The organism is Vibrio sinaloensis, from assembly GCF_000808535.1.
Lineage (GTDB): Bacteria > Pseudomonadota > Gammaproteobacteria > Enterobacterales > Vibrionaceae > Vibrio > Vibrio sinaloensis_D.
The window spans coordinates 86,726-112,335 of sequence record NZ_JWLV01000049.1 but is presented as its reverse complement, the minus strand read 5'-3'; the positions used below and the strand labels follow the sequence as shown (position 1 = coordinate 112,335).

Genomic DNA, 25,610 nt, shown 5'->3' with positions numbered 1-25,610 from the left:
TTTAATCCATTTCAAATGCTATTTAGCTGTAGAGGTACGATACTGGTGTACTGCAGCAGAGATTGCCGCCACGACCTTTGGGCTAACAGCAGAAGAGGTTGGTTGAACTTTATTATTTTGATTTGGGGTGGCGATCGGCTCTGGTACTTCTTCAGGCACCAGTTTCGACATTAGCCGAACGAGATAAACAAGAATAGTGAGGAATAGAAACACCACAACCATGCCCGTAAGCATCAGGGTCGCAGCATCTACTAGCAGGCTTCCAATATTATCCATTTTTGCATCCTTTCTTTGTCATCCTGACAAGGGACTAGGTAAACCATGCGGACTTCTTGTCCAATTTACCTAAACATGCCCAATTTTTCGTTGGACGTCTTCGATCAGGACGAGCTTTGTGATCCCGACAAGAGGTCTAGGATTATCTCGATTGGTTAAACTTTGTCAATTTTGTTTAAAGCAGTCTTGATGATAATGCACATATCTAAGGGTTAATACGTCATACAAGTCACATAAATCTGCAATATCAGTTTAATCAAGGATAAATAACTGCTGTTTTTCAGACGTTATTTCAAATACGAGGAGAATACTGCGATAGGGTTAATATTTCCCAAAAAAGCCCTTAAGAAACATTAACTTGTAAATTGAGAGTTAAACATTTGATAATTAAATGTTAATAAAAAGCCCTGCTATTTCTAGCAGGGCTTTCTCAAAGAGTGGCGCGTCCTGGAGGATTCGAACCTCCGACCGCCTGGTTCGTAGCCAGGTACTCTATCCAGCTGAGCTAAGGACGCGCAGTTTTCGATATCAACGTCTGTCAATACCAGGATTCCAATCTATACAAAGGAAACCTAAAGAGTGGCGCGTCCTGGAGGATTCGAACCTCCGACCGCCTGGTTCGTAGCCAGGTACTCTATCCAGCTGAGCTAAGGACGCGCAATTTTTGATATCAACGTCTGTCAATATCAGGATTCCAATTTATTCAAAGGAAACCTAAAGAGTGGCGCGTCCTGGAGGATTCGAACCTCCGACCGCCTGGTTCGTAGCCAGGTACTCTATCCAGCTGAGCTAAGGACGCGCAATGTTCTCTAAAACGAGAGGTGTGAAGTATATCACACTAGTTCTTTGAAACAACAGGGCTTTAAAACAAAAAAATTGGCCATAAGCCAATTAATGGCGGTGAGGGAGGGATTCGAACCCTCGATACGGTATCAAGCCGTATACTCCCTTAGCAGGGGAGCGCCTTCAGCCTCTCGGCCACCTCACCGTTTTATTCCCTGGTAAGGAAATTATGGCGCGTCCTGGAGGATTCGAACCTCCGACCGCCTGGTTCGTAGCCAGGTACTCTATCCAGCTGAGCTAAGGACGCGCTGTACTTTCTTGCTACAGAAAGTTGTTTTAAAGCTGTTCCGAAGAACTGTTCTTCTATAAGAAGAAGCAAGAATGGCGGTGAGGGAGGGATTCGAACCCTCGATACGGTATCAAGCCGTATACTCCCTTAGCAGGGGAGCGCCTTCAGCCTCTCGGCCACCTCACCGTCTTGCGGAGGCACATATTACGATTTACCAAAAATATGTCAAACATTTTCTTGGCAAAAACGGCAAAAACTTTTCCAAGCGTTGGCTATTTAATCAAAGCGGTGTTAATTCACTCTTTTTGCTAAAAATATGCCCTTTCCAGCAACAAAAAAGGCTGACAATATTTGCCAGCCTCTCTGTGTAATTAGTAGTTGCCAGATGCAACGTTACCATTACCTTTTTCTGCCTGAATGCGCATGTAAATTTCTTCACGGTGAACAGACACTTCTTTCGGAGCATTAACACCGATACGTACTTGGTTACCTTTTACACCCAGTACCGTTACTGTTACTTCATCACCGATCATTAGAGTTTCGCCAACGCGGCGAGTTAAAATTAGCATTCTGTGCTCCTTGAGTAATCTCTGAATTATCTTGCTACAAGGCTATTATCCAATAAAAGTTATATTTTCGTAAACTCTATTGTGGCTCGAATCTAGCCTAAAAAGGCATGTTTTTGCAGGTAGTCGATCGCCTCTGCAGAAGTTATGTACGCATCATGCAGTATGTTAGCTGCTTTGTCGACACATTCTGGCGACAGCACAAGCATCAACGACTGTGGGTTAACAGCATAATGTTCGACCGAAATGCCTTGTTCTGTAAGCAAAGCGTAAGACTTTTCCACCAGTCCTTCTACGTGTAAGCCGACGGCAGTCAGCAAACTTACTGAATCACTATTACGGATTTTGTCACCGAAAACCAGTTCCAGTTTTGCATAAGCGTCCAGTTTTAGTACCACACCTGTCCATTCTGTATGCTCGATCACATTCCAGATGACAATACCTAGCATTTGACACTGAGTCTTAAGTGCAGAGAGCATCTCTTTTTCAATTCTGATCAAGCACATATCTCGCTGAATGGCGACTCCGCAAACTGCGTTTTGGCACTCTTCCCCTTTGACCAAACTGCCTGGATTGCGATCAAATGTAGAAAGCACTCGTAGGGGAACATTATGTTTCCATGCGTACTGCACTGAAGGTAGGTGAAGAACCTTGGCACCTTTGCGCGCCATTTCCTCCATAGAAGGAAAGTCAATCACGTCCAATTTTTGCGCGGTCGCGACCACTCGAGGATCACATGTGTATATGCCATCTACATCAGTAAATATTTGACATTCCGTCGCATTGAGCGCACCTGCTAAGGTCACCGCACTTGTATCAGATCCACCTCGACCTAGCGTGGTGATATCCCCATTTTCATTGACCCCTTGAAATCCAGCCACGATGACTATGTGATCTTGTGCTAACAACTCTCTGATAGCTTGGGTATCAATATGTTTAATCGTTGCGTCATTGTGTTGATTATCCGTCACAATGTTCGCTTGTGCTCCGGTAAGTGAACGGGCTGCAAACCCCAATTTATTGAGAGTCATTGCAAGTAGTGCCATCGACACTTGTTCACCAGCAGAGAGCAAAACATCAAGTTCTCGCGCCGTAGGTACACTATCGACCTGTTTCGCCAAATCCATCAGCCTGTTTGTTTCACCAGACATTGCGGAGACGACTACGACAACTTGATTACCATCATTTTTCGCCTTTATGATGTGTTCGGCTACCGTATGGATCCTTTCAATAGAACCAACAGACGTTCCGCCAAACTTTTGCACGATAAGGGGCTTTTTCACCAGTCTTCACCTTCCCAAGACCAAAGTCTCATTCGGACTGCATTCAATGTGTTGAATATTGTTTGCAGTAGTTATAACAAAAACCAAGCGGCCTATTCGACTATCACTAGGACAATCAATTAAACCACTTGGTTAGGACAAAAAAATTACGCTCAATCAAACAAATGATTGAGCGCAGTTTATACAGTATTTTTTACAAGCGTTCTTCTAGCCAAGGCTGAACAGTCTTGATCGCTTCAGGCAGAGCTGCCACATCAGTACCACCCGCTTGCGCCATATCAGGACGACCACCACCTTTACCGCCAACTTGCTCAGCGACCATCTTAACAAGATCGCCCGCTTTCACTTTGCCGATAAGGTCTTTAGTCACACCAGCGATGAGACCAATCTTATCGCCGTTAATGTTCGCCAATAGGATAACGCCACTTCCCACTTGGTTTTTAATGTCATCAACCATCGTACGTAGGTTTTTGTTATCGGCGCCTTCTAGAGCAGCAATCAACACTTTCGTGCCGTTGATTTCTTGAACTTTACCCATGATGTTTGCGCTTTCTGCGGCAGCCATCTTGTCTTTCAGTTTCTGAATTTCTTTCTCTAGAGATTTTGCTTTTTGTGCCGACTCAACCAGTTTCTCTTCGTACTTCGCTTGCTGCTCTTCGATTGCATCTAGTGCTGCTTCACCAGTTACCGCTTCGATACGACGGATACCTGCTGCGATACCACCTTCAGAAGTGATCTTGAAGAGGCCAATATCACCCGTGTTTGATGCGTGGATACCACCACAAAGCTCCGTTGAGAACTCGCCCATAGATAGCACGCGAACTTCATCATCGTACTTCTCACCGAACAGGGCCATTGCACCTTTCTGCTTAGCAGACTCGATGTCCATAACGTTAGTTTCAATCACGTGGTTACGACGAACTTGTGCATTTACTAAGCGCTCAACTTCTTTTAGTTCAGCAGGCGTTACCGCTTCGAGATGAGAGAAGTCAAAACGTAGGTTTTCTGGCTTAACAAGTGACCCTTTCTGCGTTACATGCTCGCCCAGAACTTGGCGTAGTGCAGCATGAAGCAGGTGCGTTGCTGAGTGATTTAGTGAGATAGAAGCGCGACGCTCTGCATCAACAATAGCTTCTACTTCATCACCTTTCGCGAGAACGCCTTCGGCTAGAACGCCGTGGTGCGCAATTGCATTACCTAACTTCTGCGTGTCTTCTACTTTGAATAGACCAGATTCAGTTTTTAGTACACCAGCATCACCACACTGACCGCCTGATTCTGCGTAGAATGGCGTTTCACCAAGAATGATGATCGCTTTATCGCCCGCCGATAGAGATTCTGCTACTTCACCTTCAACGAAGATTTCAGCCACATTGCTCTTACCCTGAGTGCCTGTGTAACCGCAAAATTCGGTTTCAGCTTCTGTTTTAATTGTTGCGTTGTAGTCCGTGCCGAATTGACCAGCTTCACGTGCACGCTGACGCTGTTCTTCCATCGCTTTCTCGAAACCCGCTTCGTCGATAGTGAAATCACGCTCGCGAGCCACGTCGTTAGTTAAGTCAGCAGGGAAACCGTAAGTATCATAAAGCTTAAATACTGTTTCACCATCAAGCTCTTTGCCTTCAAGTGCATCCAGTGCTTCATTGAGGATAACCATGCCACGCTCTAGTGTGCGACCAAAGTTTTCTTCTTCAATGCGTAGTACTTTCTCAACAACGGCTTGTTGCTTCTTAAGCTCGTCAGCTGCGCTGCCCATCACTTCAGCAAGTACACCGACAAGTTTGTGGAAGAATACGCCTTTTGCACCTAACTTGTTACCGTGACGCACAGCACGACGGATAATACGACGCAACACGTAGCCACGACCTTCGTTTGAAGGCATCACACCATCTGCGATTAGGAATGAACAAGAGCGGATGTGGTCCGCAATCACGCGTAGCGATTGATTTGAAAGGTCTTCGCAACCGACAACCTCTGCAGCAGCTTTGATTAGCTTTTGGAATACGTCGATTTCGTAGTTTGAATGAACGCCCTGCATGATTGCAGAAATACGCTCAATACCCATACCCGTATCAACTGCAGGCTTAGGTAGCGGTTCCATCGTGCCATCAGCATGACGGTTGAACTGCATAAATACGTTGTTCCAGATCTCGATGAAACGGTCACCGTCTTCTTCTGGAGTACCAGGACGACCGCCCCAGATGTGCTCACCGTGATCGTAGAAGATTTCAGTACAAGGGCCACAAGGACCTGTGTCACCCATTGTCCAGAAGTTATCTGATTCGAACTGCTTACCGCCTTCTTTGTCACCGATACGAACGATACGGTCAGCAGGTACACCTACTTTTTTGTTCCAGATATCGAAGGCTTCGTCATCTGTCTCGTATACCGTTACCAGAAGACGCTCTTTTGGCAGTTGTAGCGTTTCAGTTAGGAATTCCCAAGCAAACGCGATCGCGTCTTCTTTGAAGTAATCACCAAAACTAAAGTTACCTAGCATTTCGAAGAAAGTATGGTGACGAGCTGTAAAACCAACGTTCTCAAGGTCGTTATGTTTACCACCCGCACGTACACAACGCTGAGCCGTAGTTGCTCGAGTGTAGGCACGCTTTTCGGCGCCTAAGAAGCAATCTTTAAATTGGTTCATACCTGCGTTTGTGAATAGCAGGGTTGGATCGTTATGTGGAACCAACGATGAACTGTCTACGATTTGGTGTCCTTTGCTTTCAAAGAACTTAAGGAACGCGTTACGAACCTCATCAGTGCTCATGTACATGCAGCTCTTCCTGAAAATAGTCGAGTTAGAATTTTGCGCTATTGTAGATCATGGTTAGCGCTACGACTAGTTTTCTCGCAGAAAAGAGCATTTGGATTGTGGAAACGAAACTAAATCATTAAATTAACGACTCATTTAGCTGTTAATCCTCAGTTTCTGAGTTGAGCGCATAACTGATTTGTTCAAAGCTATAACCTCGATATTGAAGAAAACGCACCTGTTTGGCGTACTCTTTTTGGTCTTTCGCTTTCATTCCTTTGAATTTCTTCTCGGCAGCACTTTTTGCCAATTCGAACCAATCTTGCGGCTCTTCTTCCATCGCTTTTTCTATGACTGACTCAGCCACTCGCTTTTGATTGAGTTCTTGGCGAATTCGGCGCTCTCCATGGCCTTTATAAACATGCTGCCTCACTTGGCTTTTGGCATAACGAAGATCATCTAAGTAATTATGATCTAAACAAAAATTAATCGCTTCTTGAATCGCATCCTCTTCATAACCTTTCAAGCTAAGTTTCTGATACATTTCATACTCACCATGATCACGACGACTGAGCAGTTGAATAGCGGCTTCTTTGCTCGACAGTGTTGGTGGTTTTCGTTGGAACATGTCGGATTAAATTCTCATATTCTAAATACAACAAAGCCCCGCATAAGCAGGGCTTTAAATTCATAAGGCTATGTTATAGCTCTTCTTGCTCTGGCATTTGACCTAGTTCTGCGTCATCAGGCTGAATTTCTGCTGGCGACAGAAGCATTTCACGCAGCTTAGCGTCGATAGCTTGTGCTGCCTCTACGTTTTCTCGTAGGAACTTGCCTGCGTTTGCTTTACCTTGACCAATCTTATCGCCATTGTAGCTGTACCATGCGCCCGCTTTTTCGATTAGCTTATGCTTAACGCCTAAGTCAATCAGTTCACCTTCACGGTTGAAACCTTGGCCATACATGATTTGCGTTTCAGCTTGCTTAAATGGTGCTGCAATCTTGTTCTTAACAACTTTGATGCGAGTCTCGTTACCCACAACCTCATCGCCTTCTTTGATAGAACCCGTACGGCGAATATCTAGGCGAACCGATGCGTAAAACTTAAGTGCATTACCACCCGTTGTGGTTTCTGGGTTACCGAACATCACACCAATCTTCATACGGATTTGGTTGATGAAGATACACATACAGTTAGACTGCTTTAGGTTACCGGTTAGCTTACGCATTGCTTGAGAAAGCATACGCGCTTGAAGACCCATGTGGCTGTCGCCCATTTCGCCTTCGATTTCCGCTTTAGGCGTTAGAGCTGCAACCGAGTCAACAACCATTACGTCGATAGCACCTGAACGAGCCAACGCATCACAGATTTCAAGCGCTTGCTCACCAGTGTCTGGCTGAGAAACAAGAAGTGCATCAATATCAACACCAAGCTTCTTCGCGTAAACAGGATCAAGTGCGTGCTCTGCATCGATAAATGCACAGGTTTTACCTTGTTTTTGCGCCGCAGCGATACACTCAAGAGTTAGCGTTGTTTTACCCGATGATTCAGGACCGTAGATTTCTACGATACGACCCATCGGAAGGCCACCAGCACCCAGTGCGATATCAAGAGAAAGTGAACCCGTAGAGATTGTTTCTACATCCATTGCGCGGTTATCACCCAGGCGCATGATTGAACCTTTACCGAATTGCTTTTCAATCTGACCTAGCGCAGCGGCGAGCGCTTTCTGTTTGTTCTCGTCCATCACTTTCTCCAAAAGACTCATCTTGTGCTGATGAATATCAATCAAATTCTTTTATCCAGCGCCAAGCACTGAACCATCAATGAAAGTCATTATACTGTTGATTCATACAGTGTCCACACCTGTGTGGATTTTTTTTGAATTTTGATGATATCTATCTAATTTATCGAAACTTTTAATTCATTACTTATTCATTGCTCTGCGACACTCAGCTTCTCATACAGTACTTGTTGCGCTTTGATAACAGCTTGTCGACGTACTGATCGTCTATCCCCCTCAAAGCAATAAGTGGCCACTTTTAGCCAACCTTTATCGTCTGCCCAAGCAAAACACACCGTTCCAACAGGTTTCTCATCCGAGCCACCACCAGGACCTGCGATACCACTTATAGAAACCGAGATCGTGGCACGCGAATGTCGAATTGCACCTTGCGCCATTTCAACCACGGTTGCTTCACTCACCGCCCCGTGAGCGTCAAGCGTTTCTTCATTTACACCTAGCATTTCCATCTTAGCTTCATTGCTGTAAGTGATGAACGCACGATCAAACCATGCGGAGCTGCCTGCTATATCGGTAATCGCAGCGGACACCCCGCCACCTGTGCAAGATTCTGCGGTTGCGAGCACCTGTTGGTGATGTAATAGTGCTTCACCCAATCGCGCTGACAGGTTTTGTTGTGATTCCATATCTAAATACCCTCTTGCATCTTTTCGCCCAATGTCGATTCACGTATCCTAAGCCGCAATAGACATAAACGAAAGAAGTTACCCGTGAAAGCGTTACCTGAAAAAGATAAGCAAAAACATACCCCAATGATGCAGCAGTATCTCAAGTTAAAAGCCGAGAACCCTGACATCTTGCTGTTCTATCGAATGGGCGATTTTTACGAACTTTTCTATGATGATGCCAAACGCGCGTCACAACTACTCGATATTTCTCTTACTAAACGCGGCGCATCTGCCGGCGAGCCGATTCCAATGGCGGGCGTCCCCTTCCATGCCGTAGAGGGCTATTTAGCCAAATTGGTGCAGCTTGGCGAGTCCGTTGCGATTTGTGAACAAATTGGCGATCCTGCGACGAGTAAGGGTCCAGTAGAGCGTGCAGTGGTGCGTATTGTCACCCCTGGCACCGTTACTGATGAAGCCCTGCTTTCCGAGCGTATCGATAACCTTATCGCCGCTATCTATCACCACGATGGTAAATTCGGCTACGCGACTCTCGACGTGACTTCAGGCCGATTCCAATTAATGGAACCGGAAACAGAAGAAGCAATGGCAGCCGAGTTGCAACGTACCGCGCCACGCGAGCTGCTGTTCCCAGAAGATTTCGAACCCGTACATTTGATGTCTTCTCGCAATGGCAACCGCCGCCGCCCAGTATGGGAGTTTGAGCTAGATACGGCAAAACAGCAGTTAAACCAACAATTTGGCACACGTGATTTAGTTGGGTTTGGAGTCGAACACGCCAAGCTCGGATTATGCGCAGCAGGCTGTCTGATTCAATATGTGAAAGATACCCAACGAACAGCACTGCCGCACATTCGCTCTTTGACCTTCGATCGCCAAGATCATTCGGTGATTCTTGACGCGGCAACACGCAGAAATTTAGAGATCACCCAAAACCTTGCAGGTGGTACAGACAACACCCTTGCTGAAGTTTTGGATCATACAGCGACCGCCATGGGTAGCCGTATGCTCAAACGCTGGTTGCATCAGCCGATGCGCGACATTGATACGCTAAACCACCGTCTAGATGCTATTGCTGAGCTAAAAGATGAAGCCTTATTTGGTGACTTACACCCAGTACTTAAGCAGATTGGCGATATCGAACGTATTCTGGCTCGTTTGGCGCTGCGTAGTGCTCGCCCACGTGATATGGCTCGTCTACGCTATGCGATGCAGCAGCTACCTGAGCTATCTGAGTTAATGAGCTCACTTAGCCATCCTTACCTCTCTAAGTTAGCGCAATACGCGGCGCCAATGGATGAGGTGTGCGAGCTGCTAGAGTGTGCTATCAAGGAGAATCCGCCTGTAGTTATTCGTGATGGCGGTGTGATCGCAGAAGGGTACAACGCTGAACTTGATGAATGGCGTAAATTGGCAGATGGTGCGACCGAATATCTTGAGCAAATGGAGCAAGACGAGCGTGAGCGTCACGGCATTGATTCACTCAAGGTGGGCTACAATAATGTCCACGGTTTCTTTATTCAGGTCAGCAGAGGACAAAGCCACTTAGTGCCGCCACACTACGTACGTCGCCAGACGCTTAAGAACGCAGAGCGCTACATCATCCCTGAGTTAAAAGAGCATGAAGATAAAGTCCTCAACTCAAAATCAAAAGCGCTAGCGCTAGAGAAACAACTTTGGGAAGAGCTGTTTGATTTGCTTCTTCCACATTTAGAGCAAATGCAAAATGTCGCCTCTGCAGTCTCTCAAATTGACGTTTTGCAAAACCTAGCAGAACGTGCAGACAGCTTAGATTACTGTCGCCCGAACTTAACCAAAGAGGCTGGTATTCATATCCAAGCTGGCCGCCATCCAGTTGTTGAGCAAGTGATGGACGAGCCGTTCATTGCCAATCCAATCGAGCTCAATGCCCAACGTAAGATGTTAATCATTACTGGTCCAAACATGGGCGGTAAATCGACTTACATGCGCCAAACCGCATTGATCGCACTGATGGCTCACATTGGTTCTTACGTCCCTGCAGAGTCAGCAACCATTGGTTCGGTGGATCGTATCTTTACTCGTATTGGTGCTTCAGATGACCTGGCATCAGGCCGTTCTACCTTTATGGTTGAGATGACGGAAACCGCTAACATCTTGCACAACGCAACTCAAAATAGCCTAGTGCTAATGGATGAGATTGGGCGTGGAACCAGTACTTACGACGGCCTATCTTTGGCTTGGGCGAGCGCGGAATGGTTGGCAAAACAGCTCGGTTCAATGACATTGTTTGCGACCCACTACTTTGAGCTCACTGAGTTGCCAAACCAAATACCGACCTTAGCCAATGTTCACCTTGATGCGGTTGAACATGGCGATAGCATTGCCTTTATGCACGCCGTTCAAGAAGGCGCGGCGAGCAAATCATACGGTCTTGCTGTCGCGGGACTTGCTGGTGTACCAAAGAGCGTAATCAAAAATGCACGCGCTAAGCTGACCCAACTCGAACAAATCGGTCAAATAGAAGCATCATCCACGCCAAGTAGCGGTGTGGACATCGCTAATCAATTAAGTCTTATTCCAGAACCAAGTGAAGTTGAAGAAGCGCTTTCCAATATTGACCCTGACGATCTCACTCCACGTCAGGCTTTGGAAGAGCTATATAGACTTAAAAAACTGCTTTAGTCTTCAATGAAAAATGGCTGCCAAAAGGCAGCCATTTTTTACAATTTTCTTCGCAGCAGCATCAGTGCCAAGGTTAAAAATACCAAACTCGGCATTACCGCCCCCACTGCGGGAGGAATTCCATAAACTAAAGTCAGTGGGCCAAAAAACTCACTCGAAATATAGAAAGTAAAGCCAGCAACCACACCGGATAAAACCCTCGCCCCCATGCTTACACTTCGCAGCGGGCCGAAGACAAACGACAGCGCGAGCAACATCATAACCGCAATGGATATCGGCTGAGTGACTTTACGCCAAAGGGCCAGTTCATAGCGAGAGGCGTCTTGCTCTGAGGCTTTAAGGTAAGTGACGTAGTCATACAAACCACTCATCGCCAACTCTTCAGGCTCTACTTTTACCACAGCCAACTTGTCAGGAACTAACGTCGTTTTCCACGCGTATTCCTTCACCTTAGACTTAGCCAGCTCTACCTTGTCGGCCATGTCGGTAATTTCCGCATTTTTCATGAGCCACTGGTTATCACCTAAGTAGTCCGCTTCAGGGGCAAACATCACTTGATAGAGTTTCTTCTCATCATCGAATCGCCACACCTTCACACCATAGAGCGTGTCGTCTTCCACCTTGCCGATGAAGATAAAGTCATCCACATCTCGCGCCCAGACCCCTGCTCTCACTGACACTATCTGGCCGCCAGAAATCGAGAATGAACGCAGCTCGCGCGCCATTTTTTGCGCTTGAGGCGCCCCCCACTCCCCTAGAAGCATGATAATCAGCATTAATGGAATTGCGGTTTTCAGTACCGATAAACCAATATCGAGTTTGGAGTAGCCAGAAGCCTGCATGACCACGAGCTCAGAACTTGATGCCAAAATACCTAAGCCGATTAATGCACCCAGTAAAGCAGACATGGCAAAGAACAGTTCAATATCGCGTGGAATTCCCAACAGGACGAAATAGAATGCGTTGAGTAAATCGTAACTTCCTTTACCTACACTGCGTAATTGCTCTACAAAACGGATGATGCTCGATAAGCCGATAAGAGTCGCTAACACCATAGAGGTCGTCGCGATAATGGTTCGGCCGATATAGAGGTCTAGAATTTTAAACACGAGTTACGACACCTTACGTTGTCTAAATTTGTCTTTCATGCGTCGCACAGGAACGCTGTCGATAAAGTTGACGCCGATCGCCGCCACTAACAGAGCAAAGTTGATTGGCCACATACCAATCACTGCTGGAATATTGCCATCCTCGATTGCTGATTTCGTCGTCGACATTGAGATAAAGTAAACAAAATAAGCCAGAATCGCTGGCCCCATTTTGGCAAAACGACCTTGGCGCGGGTTAACTGCAGAAAGAGGCACCACAAGCATGGTCAACAGTGGGATACAAACAAAGAGCGATATACGCCATTGAAGCTCGGCTTTTGCAGACAAATCGGTACTCTCAATCAAGTCTAGTGTTGGTACCGCACCCCAGCTACGGCGCTTAGCTTGGACTTCACGTTGACCAATCAAACCGCTGTACTGCTCAAACTCTGTCACCATGTAATCCAAGCGAGTAGGAATGCCTTCGTATCGCGTACCATCATGCATCACAATCATTTGGCGACCATCATCGTGCTCACGCACTTCACCCGAGTTAGAGAACATCACACTCGGTAAAATCGCATCGCGCGGGCGCACTTGAGCCACAAACACGTTGTTGAGCTTGTTGTCTCGGATTTCATCAATGAAGACGACCGAAGAGCCATCCGGTGTACGCTGAAACTGACCCGCTTTTAGCAAGTCGACACTGTTTTCAGCCGCAACTTGCTCTATCAACTGAGCCTCTTTTTCTTGACTCCATGGTGCTAAATAAAGCGTGTTGAATGCAGCCAGTGCCGTGGTGATAAACGCAAGTGACATCGCCGCACGGATCAAAAACTTACTGCCCATGCCTGTCGCATTCATGACGGTAATTTCACTTTCGCTGTATAAACGGCCAAAAGTGAGCAAGATACCGATGTATAAGCTCATCGGCAGCATCAGAAGCCCCATTTGGGGAATATTTAATCCAACGATAGCTAAGATCAGTCGAGCAGGGATATCACCGTCCGTCGCATCGCCTAAAACTTTGATAAAAGTCTGACTTATAAAGACGAGTAAAAGCACAAAAAATATCGCTAATTGGCTTTTGAGTGTCTCGCGGATCAAATATCTAACAATAATCACGCTGAAATTACCTATACAAAACTTGTTTTTTTAATTGAATCACTATAATTTCCCGTTGAACCTTTTATTTTTAAATTTTTTGGCTAACTGTTAACGCGCTTATTTAAGGATAGTTCCGAGTAAGGAATCAACAAGTAAGACGGCATTATCTAACATTTAGTTCTATTTGTCTTCAGGATGTAGGAGTACGCATGGAGTTCAGTGTAAAGAGTGGCAGCCCTGAGAAACAGCGCAGCGCATGTATCGTTGTAGGTGTGTTTGAACCACGCCGTCTTTCTCCGGTCGCTGAACAGCTCGACAAAATCAGCGATGGCTATATCAGTTCTCTACTTCGCCGTGGCGATCTGGAAGGTAAACCAGGGCAGATGCTACTGCTTCATCAAGTACCAGGAGTACTGTCTGAACGCGTTTTGCTTGTCGGTTGTGGTAAAGAGCGTGAGCTTGGCGAGCGCCAATACAAAGAAATCATTCAAAAAACCATCAATACGCTCAACGAAACAGGTTCAATGGAAGCAGTATGTTTCCTAACAGAACTGCACGTTAAAGGTCGTGACACTTATTGGAAAGTACGCCAAGCGGTTGAAGCAACAAAAGATGGTCTTTACACGTTCGACCAATTTAAGAGCGTTAAACCAGAAACTCGCCGTCCACTTCGTAAGCTGGTATTCAACGTACCAACACGTCGTGAGCTAAACCTTGGCGAAAAAGCAATCGCACATGGTCTTGCTATCGCGTCTGGTGTGAAAGCATCGAAAGACCTAGGCAACATGCCACCAAACATCGCCAACCCAGCTTACCTTGCTTCTCAAGCACGTCGCCTAGCGGATGACTATGAGACAGTAACGACTAAGATCATTGGCGAGCAAGAGATGGAAAAACTGGGTATGACGTCATACCTAGCCGTTGGCCGTGGTTCTAAGAACGAATCTATGATGTCTATCATGGAGTACAAGGGCAACCCAGATCCAGAAGCAAAACCAATCGTTCTTGTGGGTAAAGGTCTAACCTTCGATTCAGGCGGTATTTCACTTAAGCCAGGCGAAGGCATGGACGAGATGAAGTACGACATGTGTGGTGCTGCATCGGTATTTGGCACAATGAAAGCACTTGCGAAATTGAACCTACCAATCAACGTGGTTGCCGTTCTAGCAGGATGTGAGAACATGCCAGGCAGCAATGCCTACCGTCCAGGCGACATTTTGACGACAATGTCTGGTCAAACGGTTGAAGTACTTAATACTGACGCTGAAGGCCGTCTAGTACTGTGTGATGCATTAACTTACGTTGAACGTTACGAGCCAGAGTGTGTGGTTGACGTAGCGACTCTAACTGGCGCATGTATCATGGCTCTAGGCCACCATATCAGTGCGGTTATCTCTAACCATAACCCGCTGTCACACGAGTTGATCAACGCATCTGAGCAATCTAGTGACCGCGCATGGCGTCTCCCTATGGCTGACGAGTACCACGAGCAGTTGAAGAGCCCATTTGCCGATATGGCAAACATCGGTGGTCGTCCTGCAGGCACGATCACAGCGGGTTGTTTCCTGTCTAAATTTGCCAAGAAATACCACTGGGCACACGTCGACATCGCAGGTACAGCCTGGAAGTCAGGCGCAGCAAAAGGCTCTACGGGCCGCCCTGTCTCAATGCTTGTCCAATTCCTGCTTAACCGCAGTGGCCAAGACACAGAGGAATAAACCTCAACTTCGTCAAAAGGGCCGCAAGGCCCTTTTTTGTATCTGAAGCAATAGTGAGCTAAATAAAATGGCAAACGCAACGTTTTACATTATCAAGCCAGACTCCCCGCAATCGAATGCCGTGGGTTTTGGCGACTATGTGCTGTTTCTTGCCAGACATTTTGCCTCACAAGGTGCCAAGGTGTATCTGAATTGCCACGACAAATCGCACGCAGAACAGATTGCTGAGACTTTTTGGCAAGCCGAGCCCCATCACTTTATTGCCCACAACTTGGTTGGCGAAGGTCCAAAATATGGCACCAAGGTGGAAATAGGCTACCAAGCTGTCAAGCCCTCATGGAATCGGCAAATAGTAATAAATTTGGCGGAAAATGAGACAACCTTTGCGAACAAGTTTGCTGAGGTGGTAGACTTCGTCCCTTGCGAAGAAAAAGCCAAGCAACTGGCGCGAGAAAGATATAAAATCTACCGTCAAGCGGGCTATCAGCTACAAACGATCGAGATCGAACACAGCTAGCACCACCGCACCAATAACCGGTCAATCCTTATAGCTAAGGCGATCTTGTCAGAGATCCCTCACTTATAAAGATTGACTTAGAATTAAACCAGACCTATCAGCAGAATATCTATAGCTATGGAAAAGACATATAACCCAACTTCAATTGAACAAGCTTTATATCAAGCTTGGGAAGAGAAAGGCTACTTCAAGCCACACGGTGACACGACCAAAGAATCATACTCAATAATGATCCCACCACCGAACGTCACTGGTAGCCTACACATGGGCCACGCGTTCCAAGATACGATCATGGATACTCTGATCCGCGCAGAGCGTATGAAAGGTAAAAACACCCTTTGGCAGGTCGGTACAGACCACGCTGGTATCGCAACTCAAATGGTTGTTGAGCGTAAGATCGCTGCTGAAGAAGGTAAAACCAAGCACGATTACGGTCGTGATGCGTTCATCGACAAAATCTGGGAATGGAAAGGCGAGTCTGGTGGCACCATCACTAAACAGCTTCGTCGTCTAGGTGCATCGGTAGACTGGGACCGTGAGCGCTTCACAATGGATGACGGTCTATCTAACGCGGTTCAAGAAGTTTTTGTTCGCCTATACGAAGATGACCTAATCTACCGCGGTAAGCGTCTAGTAAACTGGGATCCTAAACTGCACACAGCAATTTCTGATCTTGAAGTTGAAAACAAAGACAAAAAAGGCCACATGTGGCACTTCCGCTACCCGCTAGCAGACGGCGTTAAAACAGCAGAAGGCAAAGACTACATCGTAGTTGCCACCACGCGTCCTGAAACCATGCTAGGCGATACGGGTGTTGCGGTTAACCCAGAAGATCCACGTTACAAAGATCTTATCGGCAAAGAAATTCTACTTCCTATCGTTGATCGTCGTATCCCAATCGTGGGCGATGAGCACGCCGATATGGAGAAAGGAACTGGCTGTGTAAAAATCACACCTGCGCACGACTTCAACGACTACGAAGTTGGTAAACGCCACCAGTTACCAATGATCAACATCCTAACCTTTGATGCCAACATCCGTGATGCCGCTGAAGTGTTCAACACCAACGGCGAAGCGAGTGACGCGTACTCAACTGAGCTACCTGCTAAGTACCACGGTATGGAGCGTTTTGCTGCACGTAAAGCGATCGTGGCTGAGTTTGATGAGCTAGGCCTGCTTGATGAAATCAAAGATCACGATCTAACGGTTCCTTACGGTGACCGTGGCGGCGTGGTGATTGAACCAATGCTGACTGACCAATGGTACGTTCGCACCGCACCTCTTGCTGAAACGGCAACTAAAGCGGTTGAAGATGGTGAAATCCAATTCGTTCCTAAGCAATACGAAAACATGTACTTCTCTTGGATGCGCGACATTCAAGACTGGTGTATCTCTCGTCAGCTTTGGTGGGGTCACCGCATCCCTGCATGGTACGACAACGATGGCAATGTATACGTAGGTCGCACTGAAGAAGAAGTTCGTGCAAACAACAACCTAGCGCCAGTTGTGGTTCTACGCCAAGACGACGATGTATTGGATACTTGGTTCTCTTCTGCACTTTGGACCTTCGGTACGCAAGGTTGGCCTGAGAACACAGATGATCTGAAGACATTCCACCCTTCAGACGTACTCGTTACTGGTTTCGACATCATCTTCTTCTGGGTTGCTCGTATGATCATGATGACGATGCACTTCTGTAAAGATGAGAACGGTAAGCCACAAGTACCATTTAAGACGGTATACGTTACTGGTCTAATCCGTGACGAGAACGGTGACAAGATGTCTAAGTCTAAGGGTAACGTTCTTGACCCAATCGACATGATTGACGGCATCGACCTTGAGTCTCTTGTTGAGAAGCGTACTGGTAACATGATGCAGCCTCAACTTGCAGCGAAGATCGAGAAAAACACGCGCAAAACGTTTGAAAACGGTATCGAACCATACGGTACTGACGCACTACGCTTCACTCTTGCTGCTATGGCTTCTACTGGCCGTGACATCAACTGGGATATGAAGCGTCTGGAAGGTTACCGTAACTTCTGTAACAAGCTATGGAACGCAAGCCGTTACGTACTAATGAATACAGAAGAGCAGGATTGTGGCTTCAACGGTGGTGAGATCGAGTACTCACTAGCGGACAAGTGGATCGAGTCTCAGTTTGAACTAGCAGCAAAAGAGTTCAATGGTCACATTGATAACTTCCGTCTGGATATGGCAGCAAACACGATTTACGAATTTATCTGGAACCAATTCTGTGACTGGTACTTAGAGCTAACCAAACCAGTTCTTTGGAAAGGTAACGAAGCTCAGCAACGTGGTACTCGTCGCACGCTAATCACCGTTCTAGAGAAGACACTTCGTCTAGCGCACCCAGTGATCCCATACATCACAGAAACTATCTGGCAGAGCGTTAAGCCGCTGGTTGACGGTGTTGAAGGTGACACAATCATGCTTCAAGCACTGCCTCAGTTCGACGAAGCGAACTTCAACCAAGCAGCTCTTGATGACATCGAGTGGGTGAAGTCATTCATCACTAGCATCCGTAACCTACGTGCTGAATACGACATCAACCCAGGTAAGCCGCTTGAAGTGATGCTAAAAGCCGCGAGCGCAGAAGATGCAGCACGCTTAGAAGCGAACAAGCAAGTTCTGGTTTCTCTAGCGAAACTTGAGTCTGTCCGCGTACTGGAAGCAGGTGAAGAAACACCAGCTTGCGCAACGGCACTGGTTGCTAAGTCTGAGCTGATGATCCCAATGGCGGGTCTTATCGACAAAGACGCGGAACTTGCTCGTCTAGACGGCGAAATCAAGAAGACTCACGGTGAAATCAAGCGTATCGAAGGCAAGCTAGGTAACGAAGGCTTTGTTGCTAAAGCACCGGAAGCGGTAGTTGCTAAAGAGCGTGAGAAGCTAGAAGGCTACAAAGAGACTCTAGTGAAACTAGAAGAGCAAAAAGCGACGATTGCAGCGCTGTAATCTTCGCCTCTAGTAAAAACAAATAAGCTGGTCACTCGACCAGCTTTTTTTATTCTTGCTAGTGGCTAATTTCTCGCAGCTTCAATTCTCTCATCGAAGTCAGGGTGTGAGCTTAGCCACTCCGGTATAGCAAACTCTTCTTGCTGACTAAATTGCTCAAACATTTCTGCCATTGCTTCACTGCTGCCATAAATCACACGCATATTGTGTTTCGCATACTCATCCGCTTCCATCTCGGCTTCCCGTGAATGGCCATTTGACAAGAAAAAGACGCCGACACCAGCCATGTTGTCGATCACTCCTGAGCTCTCACCTGTCAGCAAAGAGACACCAACAGAAAGAATACTTGAGTGAACAAGACGCTTTAACATATGACGATGATGAACGTGGCCAAGCTCGTGCAAAATAATGCTATCAAGCTGCTGCTCATTGGCCGCGAACTTGACCATTTGATCAAGAACGACAATTTTCCCACCAGGCAAAGCGAACGCATTCGCTCCCATCTCTGAAGAGCGAAATACAATATCGACTGAGTAAGGTAATGGCTCGATCTGCGACAAATAATGGAACACTCTTGTGCGAATTTGCTCCTGCTCCAAAGTACTCAGTTCACTGGGGGCCCAATGCTCGTCCAAGCTCGCCAACACCTTATCCCCTAGCGCGACAGCAACCGTATCTGGAACGGCATGAGCAACTTTTTCACTGAGCCAAGGCAGCAGATAAACATAACTGCCGACAATAACACCGATACAACACACTACCGATAACAACCAAGCGAACCATTTAGTTTCCATCTTCTCGACGAAGCTAGAGCGCTTGTTTCGCTTTAGCCACTCGTTGATTTGTGGCGTCCTATCTGCGACAAACATCCAGCCATCGGCAAACTTAAAACGGATGGGCAAGTTGCCAACAGGGGCGCTGACTTCAACCCATGCCACTTCGCAGTAAACCGTTTCTTCTTCGGTCACGATACAAAGTGATGTTGAACTGGACGCATCTAGCTCAGCTGCGAGTCGAACTGAGCTATTCGGCGGAAATGCACTGCCTTGAAAACGCATTAGTTGATGCCGATACCGAGGTCAAATGCCTGAGCAACTTCATCCGTGACCGCTGATTTCACATCGGAATCTTGGTCAACCGCCACTAATAAAGTCATGTTACCCACCACCGCAGTTCTCTCTGCTAGATAGCGGCTGGTTCTCACCATCACCCATGGACGCGCAAGACCTAATGTGATCACTTGCAGCAAGAAGTTAGAAATCACTAAGCCCATGTAGCTACTGACACTCATGGTTGAAGCGAATCTAAAGGCCGTTTCTGATTGCTCTTCTTGTTGAGCGACCAGTTGAGAGAAAACATAGTTACGCACACGAGTCGTTGTATATGCCGTCAACGCGATAGTTAAAACAATCATCGCCGCGTACACAATGACAACACCCGCAAACGCCCCTGCACTATGACCGACTTGAGAAAGATCAGAAAGATGCAGCTGACTAAATTCAACACCACCAAACACAACGAGCATAGCAACGACAGCAAATGCCAGCGCAGACAACACACCGATGATCATCGCCTTGCAGTAGGTCTTCAAAAAGAAACCTGTTGTAATTTCTGCGCTAAACTTCCAATCACCATATTGATAGCCATTAGCAAAAAAGCGGTGAGCACCAGCAACAACCCACGCGTAAACCACTGCCATAACAGCAAAAAGACCGAACCACATCGCGATTCCTGCTGCGGTAGAAACGGAACCAACTGCGATTGAAATACCTATGTAGACCGCAAGGATGAGCAATGCACCTACGCCACGTCCAAGTAGCGTAACGTATGCGCTCTTAAGCGGAGCCGTGAAGGAGAAGTGAACGTTTCGGTAGCTCGTCATTGCGGAATCGAAACGAGCATTGCTCCAAAGTAGCCAAGGCAGTGCAGCATAAAATGCTAACAGTAGCGCCATACTTGCAACAGGGAAAAATTGGCTACTAATAGACCAAATAAGAACCACGACGAGTGCCACAATGCGACCTTTAAGGATCTGTATTGGTTTGGCGTGATACTCAAAGTTATCACCGCTAATATGAGTGTTACCGTAGAAGTAGCGCTTTGTTCTTACTTTGGCCCATGCCGAATAAATACCTAATGTAACAATAGAAAGGAGGATATTAACTATCCATATACCGAAAAATTCCCCACCCCTACCATGAAATGAAACGGGATTGGTTAACTGTTTTTGGTCCATGCCTAAAATTCCTGACGTGATTTATAAATTATTTTGATGTCGTAATTTCTTACATTTTATTTATCCCGTCTATAAATTGAGTCAGAATAATAACCAAGCATAGACATAGCTCACAGTTGATTATTTACTTTAAAGTCAATAAGTTAAAATCACCGTACTGCAATTCAATTACACAATGCGGTTCTGTTTCTCGCCTTTGATAAATGCCGTAATGTTATCCATCAAAATATTAGCCAGATTCTGAATCGATGAGTCACTTCCCCAAGCAACATGTGGAGTAAGCAGCAAATTAGGTAGCGACATGTTCGCCAACAGCGGATTAGAGCTATCTGCAGGTTCTTGAGTAAAGACATCGACCCCAGCTCCGGCAATGATTCTTTGCTTCAACGCGTTAACCAAGGCAGCTTCATCAACGAGCCCCCCTCGCCCCGTATTGATCAGCAGGCTGCTAGACTTCATCATTGCCAGCTCGCCCTCTCCAATCAGATTCAGTGTTTGTTCATTTAAAGGGCAGTGCAAAGAGATGGCATCCGCTTGTTGCAAGCACACCTCAAACGGCACAAAGCCATCTCGACAATTAGGGGCACCTTTGCGCTCAGCAAACAAGACTTTCATGCCGACCGCTTTAGCCAGAGTTGCGGTTGCTTGACCCAGCGCGCCAGAGCCAATGATGGCCAGCGTCGAGCCCGCGACATCCCCGATAGGGTGAGTGAAGAAACAAAACTGTTTATTACGCTGCCATTCCCCAGCGGCGATATCATTATGGTAGGCAAATAGATTGCGCTTAAGGGCAAAGATCATCGCGATAACGTGTTCCGGCACCGACTGAGTCGCATAGCCTTGTACGTTGGTCACCGCAACACCATGGTCGGCACAATAGTCGATATCGATATTGTTAAACCCCGTCGCCGATACCGCAATCAACTTAAGTTCAGGCAACTGACGTAAACACTCGCGGTCCAAAATGACTTTGTTGGTAATGGCGATCTGAACGCCTTGAAGTCTCTCAACAACTTGCTCTGGTGAGGTAAAGTCATAGTCGATCCGCTTATGCTCTACTGCCAGTTCGGGTAACTCAATTTGAGTGGGGATCGTGGCACGATCAAGAAAAACAACGGTTGGGGTAGCAGAAGTTGGCAGCGACATAGGATCTCCTTTCACTGCCAAGTTATTGGTAAGTCAGTTATGGGCGTGGCAGCGTTTTATAATCCGGTAATTCTCGCATAGGCGAAAAATAGTTAAAGATCATTGCCTCTGCTTCAAGATAGAAGTCACAGGGAACAAACGCACATTGCAACGCTTCACTGTGTGGGTGATAAAAACTGAGCTCTGCGGCATGCAGCTCCAACCTATCAGAAAACTCAAACGCTTCCCCTTCTGAGTAAAACTCATCACCGACGATTGGGTGCCCTAACGCCTGCATATGCACGCGCAGTTGATGCGAGCGCCCTGTAATCGGCAATAGACGTACAATCGATGTTCGTTCCTCTCGCTTAACGACCTGATACAAGGTTTTTGACGGCTTACCGTCGTCGAAACACACTTTCTGTCTCGGTCTATTTGGCCAGTCACAAATCAGTGGTAAATCGACTTCTCCGTGCTCATTGGTTGGGTGACCCCAAACGCGAGCGTAATAGACTTTGTGAGTAAGGCGATATTGAAACTGCTTTTTGAGCGAACGCTCGGCTTCTTTGTGCTTTGCGAGCAACATCAGCCCTGAGGTATCCATATCTAAGCGGTGCACCACTTGGATATCTGGGTAAATTGCGACTAAGCGTGACCACAAGCTGTCATAGTGTTCTTCCAACCTGCCTGGCACCGACAATAATCCAGACGGCTTGTTTGCCACCAAGATGTGTTCGTCTTCAAATACAATATCAACCCAAGGTTCGCGCGGCGGGTTGTATTCGGTCATAGCCATTGTGTTCATCCAATAAAAACCCAGCATTACGCTGGGTTTAGTTTAAAGAGTTCTAAGACCGCATCAATTATGTGATACGACGATCATTCGTAACGAATCGAGTTGATACTGAGCTTGGCCGATGTAGCCCGTTAGCTCTTTGATTTGCTCATCAATGGCATCAATCTCTTCATCACGGATGTTCGGGTTGACCGCTTTCAATGCCTGCAAGCGCTCTAGTTCACTGTTAAGGCTAGCTTGCATCTCTTGCTGAGCTTGATTACGAATCGCTTCCACTTTCTCAACGATAAGCGTCTCTCCCGCCGCAACTAACTGGTGCACCTGAGCTTGCACAGAAGAGACTAACTTAGTCGCGATATGACGACCCACAGGGCTCAGTTGGCGGTTAAAGCTTTCAAACTCGACTTGAGCAGACAGGTCATTACCTTTGCCATCCAGCATCAAGCGAATTGGTGTCGTTGGTAAGAAACGACTGATACCACTACGCTTCGGTGCCTGTGCATCCACTTTGTAGATAAGTTCAAGCAGCATGGTGCCTACTGGTAGCGCTTTGTTCTTCAGTAGCGAAACCGCAGCCGTTCCCACGCCTTCACTCATAAGCAGATCAATACCGCCTTGAATCATTGGGTGTTCCCAACTGATGAAGTGCATGTCTTCGCGAGAAAGCGCTGTATCACGGTCAAACGTGATGGTTGCCCCTTCGTAAGGCAAGCCAGGATAGCTTGGTACCAACATGTGCTCAGATGGCGTTACCACTAGAGCATTTTCACCTTTGTCATCTTGATCGAGGCCAATGGTATCAAACAGGCTCAACGCAAACGTAACTAGATTGGTATCGCCATCTGTTGAGGCGATCTTATCGACAATCGCTTGCGCTTTTTCGCCGCCATTTGAGTGCATCTCAAGTAAGCGGTCACGACCTTGTTCCAGCTGCGCTTTCAGCTCTTTGTTCATGGCTGCAGATTCAGCAATCACATCATCAAGCTCTGTTGTATCACCAGAAGCGAGCATTTCAATTAAGCGGTCAGCGTATTTGTCGTAAACCGTGCGACCAGTCGGGCAGGTTTCGGCAAACGCATTGAGACCTTCATCGAACCAACGCGCAAGAATGGCTTGCGAAGTGCCTTGCAGATAAGGAACATGAATATCGATATCGCGATTTTGGCCAATACGGTCCAAACGACCGATACGCTGCTCTAGTAGGTCTGGGTTAAATGGCAGATCGAACATCACAAGTTGATTGGCAAACTGGAAGTTACGACCCTCAGAGCCAATCTCACTACAGATCAGCACCTGTGCGCCGCCCTCTTCTTGCGCAAAGTAAGCCGCCGCTTTATCACGCTCAAGAATCGACATACCTTCATGGAATACCGTTGCACGAATACCTTCACGCTCACGCAGCGCTTGCTCAAGCTGCAAAGCGGTACTTGCGCGAGAAGCGATCACTAAAATCTTCTCGCTACGCTTTTCGGTAATTTTCTCAAGTAGCCAGTTCACTCGGCTATCAAACTGCCACCAGCTTGAATCTTCACCTTCAAACTCTTGGAAGATTTCTTCTGGATATAAGTTTTTCACAGCGCGTGCTTCAGCACTCATTTTGCCGCCAATCATGCCAGATACACGCATTGATGTGGTGTACTGCTGCGGAATAGGCATCGGTAGTAAGTTTACATTGCGTTTAGGGAAGCCCTTGATTGCCGCACGTGTGTTACGGAACAAGACACGCCCAGTACCATGACGGTCCATTAGGTTATCGATCAGCTCTTGGCGCGCCGCGGCTTTCTCTTCTTCACCTGAATCACTCTCGATGATTCTAAACAACGGCTCAACATCTTGTTCAGAAAGTAGTTCTGTAATCTGGTTTTTCGCGTCGTTCTCTAGCTTTTGACCTGAGAATAGAGCGCTAACTGAATCGGCAACGGGCGCATATTGCTCTTCTTCTTTGACGAACTCTTGGTAATCAAAGAAGCGGTCTGAATCAAGCAGACGTAGACGCGCAAAGTGACTCTCACGACCAAGCTGTTCTGGCGTTGCCGTTAGCAGTAGAACACCTGGCGTACGCTCCGCTAAACCTTCAACCACTTGGTATTCGCGGCTTGGCTTTTCAGGGCTCCACTCTAAGTGGTGCGCTTCATCGACAACCAATAGATCCCATTCACCTTCTAGTGCTTGTTCAAAACGTTTGCGGCTCTTGCGTAAGAAATCGAGAGAACAGAGTACATATTGCTGAGTATCAAATGGGTTATCAGAGTCAGCAAACGCTTCGATGCAGCGTTCTTCATCGAAGATAGAGAAATGGAGGTTGAAACGACGCATCATTTCCACCAGCCACTGGTGTTGCAGCGTCTCAGGTACCACGATCAGAATACGCTCAGCACGACCTGCCAGCACTTGCTGGTGAATGATCATGCCCGCTTCGATGGTTTTACCCAAACCAACTTCATCAGCCAGCAAAACGCGAGGCGCATGACGACGACCCACTTCGTGCGCAATATATAACTGATGAGGAATCAAACCTGCACGCATGCCACACAAGCCACGCATTGGGCTCTTGTGCTGCTCATATTGGTTCATCAATGCACGGTAACGCAGCACAAAGTTGTCCATGCGGTCGATTTGACCTGCGTACAACTTGTCTTGAGGCTTATTGAATCGAATTTGGTTGCTTAGCATGATTTCACGAAGCATCACACCTTCTTCACCTGTATCTTCACGCGTACCGATGTAAGTAAACAGATCTTGTTCTTCGACAACTTGCTCAACTTTCAGTGACCAACCCTGCTGGCATTCAATAACGTCACCACTGTTAAAGGTTACTCGGGTTACGGGCGCATCATTACGAGCGTACACTCGATTTTCTTCAGAAGCTGCAAACATTAATGTCACAGTACGAGCATCCAATGCTACAACGGTTCCTAAACCTAGATCGCTTTCCGTATCGCTAATCCAGCGCTGGCCCAAAGCAAATGTCATGAATCGACTACCTCATCTGTTTAATTC

Annotated in this window: 18 protein-coding genes and 6 tRNA genes; 4 read left to right on the top strand and 20 right to left on the bottom strand. The window is 46.9% G+C overall.

Going from position 1 to position 25,610, the window contains the following annotated elements:
* Positions 1–18 precede the first annotated feature (18 nt).
* The 13 genes from RJ47_RS20400 to pncC form a co-directional block, all read right to left on the bottom strand.
* A complete protein-coding gene (locus tag RJ47_RS20400) occupies positions 19–276 on the bottom strand; it encodes an oxaloacetate decarboxylase subunit gamma (RefSeq protein ID WP_008081883.1) in 258 nt (85 codons plus the stop codon).
* Positions 277–714: 438 nt separating this feature from the next.
* Positions 715–791: transfer RNA gene (locus tag RJ47_RS20395), tRNA-Arg, on the bottom strand.
* A 65-nt stretch (positions 792–856) separates the two neighbouring features.
* Positions 857–933: transfer RNA gene (locus tag RJ47_RS20390), tRNA-Arg, on the bottom strand.
* A 65-nt stretch (positions 934–998) separates the two neighbouring features.
* Positions 999–1,075 (bottom strand) — tRNA-Arg (locus RJ47_RS20385).
* 96 nt (positions 1,076–1,171) lie between these two features.
* A tRNA-Ser gene (locus RJ47_RS20380) sits at positions 1,172–1,264 on the bottom strand.
* Positions 1,265–1,289: 25 nt separating this feature from the next.
* Positions 1,290–1,366: transfer RNA gene (locus RJ47_RS20375), tRNA-Arg, on the bottom strand.
* Between the two features lie 75 nt (positions 1,367–1,441).
* A tRNA-Ser gene (locus tag RJ47_RS20370) sits at positions 1,442–1,534 on the bottom strand.
* 185 nt (positions 1,535–1,719) lie between these two features.
* Positions 1,720–1,917: a carbon storage regulator CsrA gene (gene csrA / locus RJ47_RS20365; RefSeq protein ID WP_004415691.1), complete on the bottom strand. Its 198-nt coding sequence runs from the start codon at positions 1,915–1,917 to the stop codon at positions 1,720–1,722.
* Positions 1,918–2,009: 92 nt separating this feature from the next.
* Positions 2,010–3,197, bottom strand: coding sequence for an aspartate kinase (locus RJ47_RS20360; protein WP_038140334.1), 1,188 nt, complete (start codon positions 3,195–3,197; stop codon positions 2,010–2,012).
* 193 nt (positions 3,198–3,390) lie between these two features.
* Positions 3,391–5,973 carry an alanine--tRNA ligase gene (gene alaS, locus RJ47_RS20355; protein ID WP_039486544.1) on the bottom strand — a complete coding sequence of 861 codons (2,583 nt, stop codon included), beginning with the start codon at positions 5,971–5,973 and terminating at the stop codon, positions 3,391–3,393.
* 142 nt (positions 5,974–6,115) lie between these two features.
* Positions 6,116–6,580, bottom strand: coding sequence for a recombination regulator RecX (gene recX, locus RJ47_RS20350; protein ID WP_005472727.1), 465 nt, complete (start codon positions 6,578–6,580; stop codon positions 6,116–6,118).
* 73 nt (positions 6,581–6,653) lie between these two features.
* Complete coding sequence (gene recA, locus RJ47_RS20345; protein WP_038140340.1) at positions 6,654–7,700, bottom strand: recombinase RecA; 1,047 nt, start codon at positions 7,698–7,700, stop codon at positions 6,654–6,656.
* A gap of 188 nt (positions 7,701–7,888) precedes the next feature.
* The gene (gene pncC, locus RJ47_RS20340; protein ID WP_039486542.1) at positions 7,889–8,383 is read right to left on the bottom strand and encodes a nicotinamide-nucleotide amidase; all 495 of its coding nucleotides are present in this window, start codon (positions 8,381–8,383) and stop codon (positions 7,889–7,891) included.
* A 126-nt stretch (positions 8,384–8,509) separates the two neighbouring features.
* On the opposite strand from pncC, the gene mutS reads away from it, so the two are divergent.
* A complete protein-coding gene (gene mutS, locus RJ47_RS20335) occupies positions 8,510–11,047 on the top strand; it encodes a DNA mismatch repair protein MutS (protein WP_052237996.1) in 2,538 nt (845 codons plus the stop codon).
* A 38-nt stretch (positions 11,048–11,085) separates the two neighbouring features.
* On the opposite strand, the gene lptG is transcribed toward mutS, so the two are convergent.
* Both lptG and lptF read right to left on the bottom strand, forming a co-directional pair.
* Positions 11,086–12,156: an LPS export ABC transporter permease LptG gene (gene lptG / locus RJ47_RS20330; protein WP_005472677.1), complete on the bottom strand. Its 1,071-nt coding sequence runs from the start codon at positions 12,154–12,156 to the stop codon at positions 11,086–11,088.
* A gap of 3 nt (positions 12,157–12,159) precedes the next feature.
* Complete coding sequence (gene lptF, locus RJ47_RS20325; protein ID WP_038140346.1) at positions 12,160–13,260, bottom strand: LPS export ABC transporter permease LptF; 1,101 nt, start codon at positions 13,258–13,260, stop codon at positions 12,160–12,162.
* Positions 13,261–13,451: 191 nt separating this feature from the next.
* Between lptF and pepA the strand changes: the two genes are divergently transcribed.
* From pepA to RJ47_RS20310, 3 genes are all read left to right on the top strand, one after another.
* Positions 13,452–14,960 carry a leucyl aminopeptidase gene (gene pepA, locus RJ47_RS20320; RefSeq protein WP_005472699.1) on the top strand — a complete coding sequence of 503 codons (1,509 nt, stop codon included), beginning with the start codon at positions 13,452–13,454 and terminating at the stop codon, positions 14,958–14,960.
* A gap of 67 nt (positions 14,961–15,027) precedes the next feature.
* Positions 15,028–15,477 (top strand): DNA polymerase III subunit chi, encoded by a 450-nt coding sequence (locus RJ47_RS20315; RefSeq protein WP_005472629.1) that lies wholly within the window; start codon positions 15,028–15,030, stop codon positions 15,475–15,477.
* A 117-nt stretch (positions 15,478–15,594) separates the two neighbouring features.
* A complete protein-coding gene (locus RJ47_RS20310; RefSeq protein WP_039486537.1) occupies positions 15,595–18,453 on the top strand; it encodes a valine--tRNA ligase in 2,859 nt (952 codons plus the stop codon).
* A gap of 65 nt (positions 18,454–18,518) precedes the next feature.
* Here the strand turns inward: RJ47_RS20310 and RJ47_RS20305 are convergent, their stop codons facing one another.
* The 5 genes from RJ47_RS20305 to rapA form a co-directional block, all read right to left on the bottom strand.
* Entirely contained in the window at positions 18,519–19,511 is a 993-nt protein-coding gene (locus tag RJ47_RS20305; protein ID WP_039486535.1) for a M48 family metallopeptidase, read from the bottom strand.
* Entirely contained in the window at positions 19,511–20,689 is a 1,179-nt protein-coding gene (locus RJ47_RS20300) for a YjgN family protein (protein WP_039486533.1), read from the bottom strand. Before RJ47_RS20300 ends, RJ47_RS20305 begins: the two co-directional genes overlap by 1 nt.
* Positions 20,690–20,857: 168 nt before the next feature.
* Positions 20,858–21,835, bottom strand: a complete 978-nt coding sequence (locus RJ47_RS20295) for a D-2-hydroxyacid dehydrogenase (protein WP_039486530.1) — start codon at positions 21,833–21,835, stop codon at positions 20,858–20,860.
* 37 nt (positions 21,836–21,872) lie between these two features.
* Positions 21,873–22,610 carry a bifunctional tRNA pseudouridine(32) synthase/23S rRNA pseudouridine(746) synthase RluA gene (gene rluA, locus RJ47_RS20290; protein ID WP_039486527.1) on the bottom strand — a complete coding sequence of 246 codons (738 nt, stop codon included), beginning with the start codon at positions 22,608–22,610 and terminating at the stop codon, positions 21,873–21,875.
* A 63-nt stretch (positions 22,611–22,673) separates the two neighbouring features.
* Positions 22,674–25,583, bottom strand: a complete 2,910-nt coding sequence (gene rapA, locus RJ47_RS20285; RefSeq protein ID WP_005472723.1) for an RNA polymerase-associated protein RapA — start codon at positions 25,581–25,583, stop codon at positions 22,674–22,676.
* Positions 25,584–25,610: the final 27 nt, after the last annotated feature.

Bases quoted from the DNA above. Each gene is read 5' to 3' on its own strand.
- alaS (WP_039486544.1), bottom strand. From the start codon at position 5,973: ATGTACATGAGCACTGATGAGGTTCGTAACGCGTTCCTTAAGTTCTTT.
- pncC (WP_039486542.1), bottom strand. From the start codon at position 8,383: ATGGAATCACAACAAAACCTGTCAGCGCGATTGGGTGAAGCACTATTA.
- RJ47_RS20295 (WP_039486530.1), bottom strand. From the start codon at position 21,835: ATGTCGCTGCCAACTTCTGCTACCCCAACCGTTGTTTTTCTTGATCGT.
- RJ47_RS20305 (WP_039486535.1), bottom strand. From the start codon at position 19,511: ATGCGTTTTCAAGGCAGTGCATTTCCGCCGAATAGCTCAGTTCGACTC.
- mutS (WP_052237996.1), top strand. From the start codon at position 8,510: ATGATGCAGCAGTATCTCAAGTTAAAAGCCGAGAACCCTGACATCTTG.
- rluA (WP_039486527.1), bottom strand. From the start codon at position 22,610: ATGGCTATGACCGAATACAACCCGCCGCGCGAACCTTGGGTTGATATT.
- RJ47_RS20315 (WP_005472629.1), top strand. From the start codon at position 15,028: ATGGCAAACGCAACGTTTTACATTATCAAGCCAGACTCCCCGCAATCG.
- csrA (WP_004415691.1), bottom strand. From the start codon at position 1,917: ATGCTAATTTTAACTCGCCGCGTTGGCGAAACTCTAATGATCGGTGAT.
- pepA (WP_005472699.1), top strand. From the start codon at position 13,452: ATGGAGTTCAGTGTAAAGAGTGGCAGCCCTGAGAAACAGCGCAGCGCA.
- RJ47_RS20300 (WP_039486533.1), bottom strand. From the start codon at position 20,689: ATGGACCAAAAACAGTTAACCAATCCCGTTTCATTTCATGGTAGGGGT.
- recX (WP_005472727.1), bottom strand. From the start codon at position 6,580: ATGTTCCAACGAAAACCACCAACACTGTCGAGCAAAGAAGCCGCTATT.
- recA (WP_038140340.1), bottom strand. From the start codon at position 7,700: ATGGACGAGAACAAACAGAAAGCGCTCGCCGCTGCGCTAGGTCAGATT.
- RJ47_RS20400 (WP_008081883.1), bottom strand. From the start codon at position 276: ATGGATAATATTGGAAGCCTGCTAGTAGATGCTGCGACCCTGATGCTT.
- RJ47_RS20310 (WP_039486537.1), top strand. From the start codon at position 15,595: ATGGAAAAGACATATAACCCAACTTCAATTGAACAAGCTTTATATCAA.
- rapA (WP_005472723.1), bottom strand. From the start codon at position 25,583: ATGACATTTGCTTTGGGCCAGCGCTGGATTAGCGATACGGAAAGCGAT.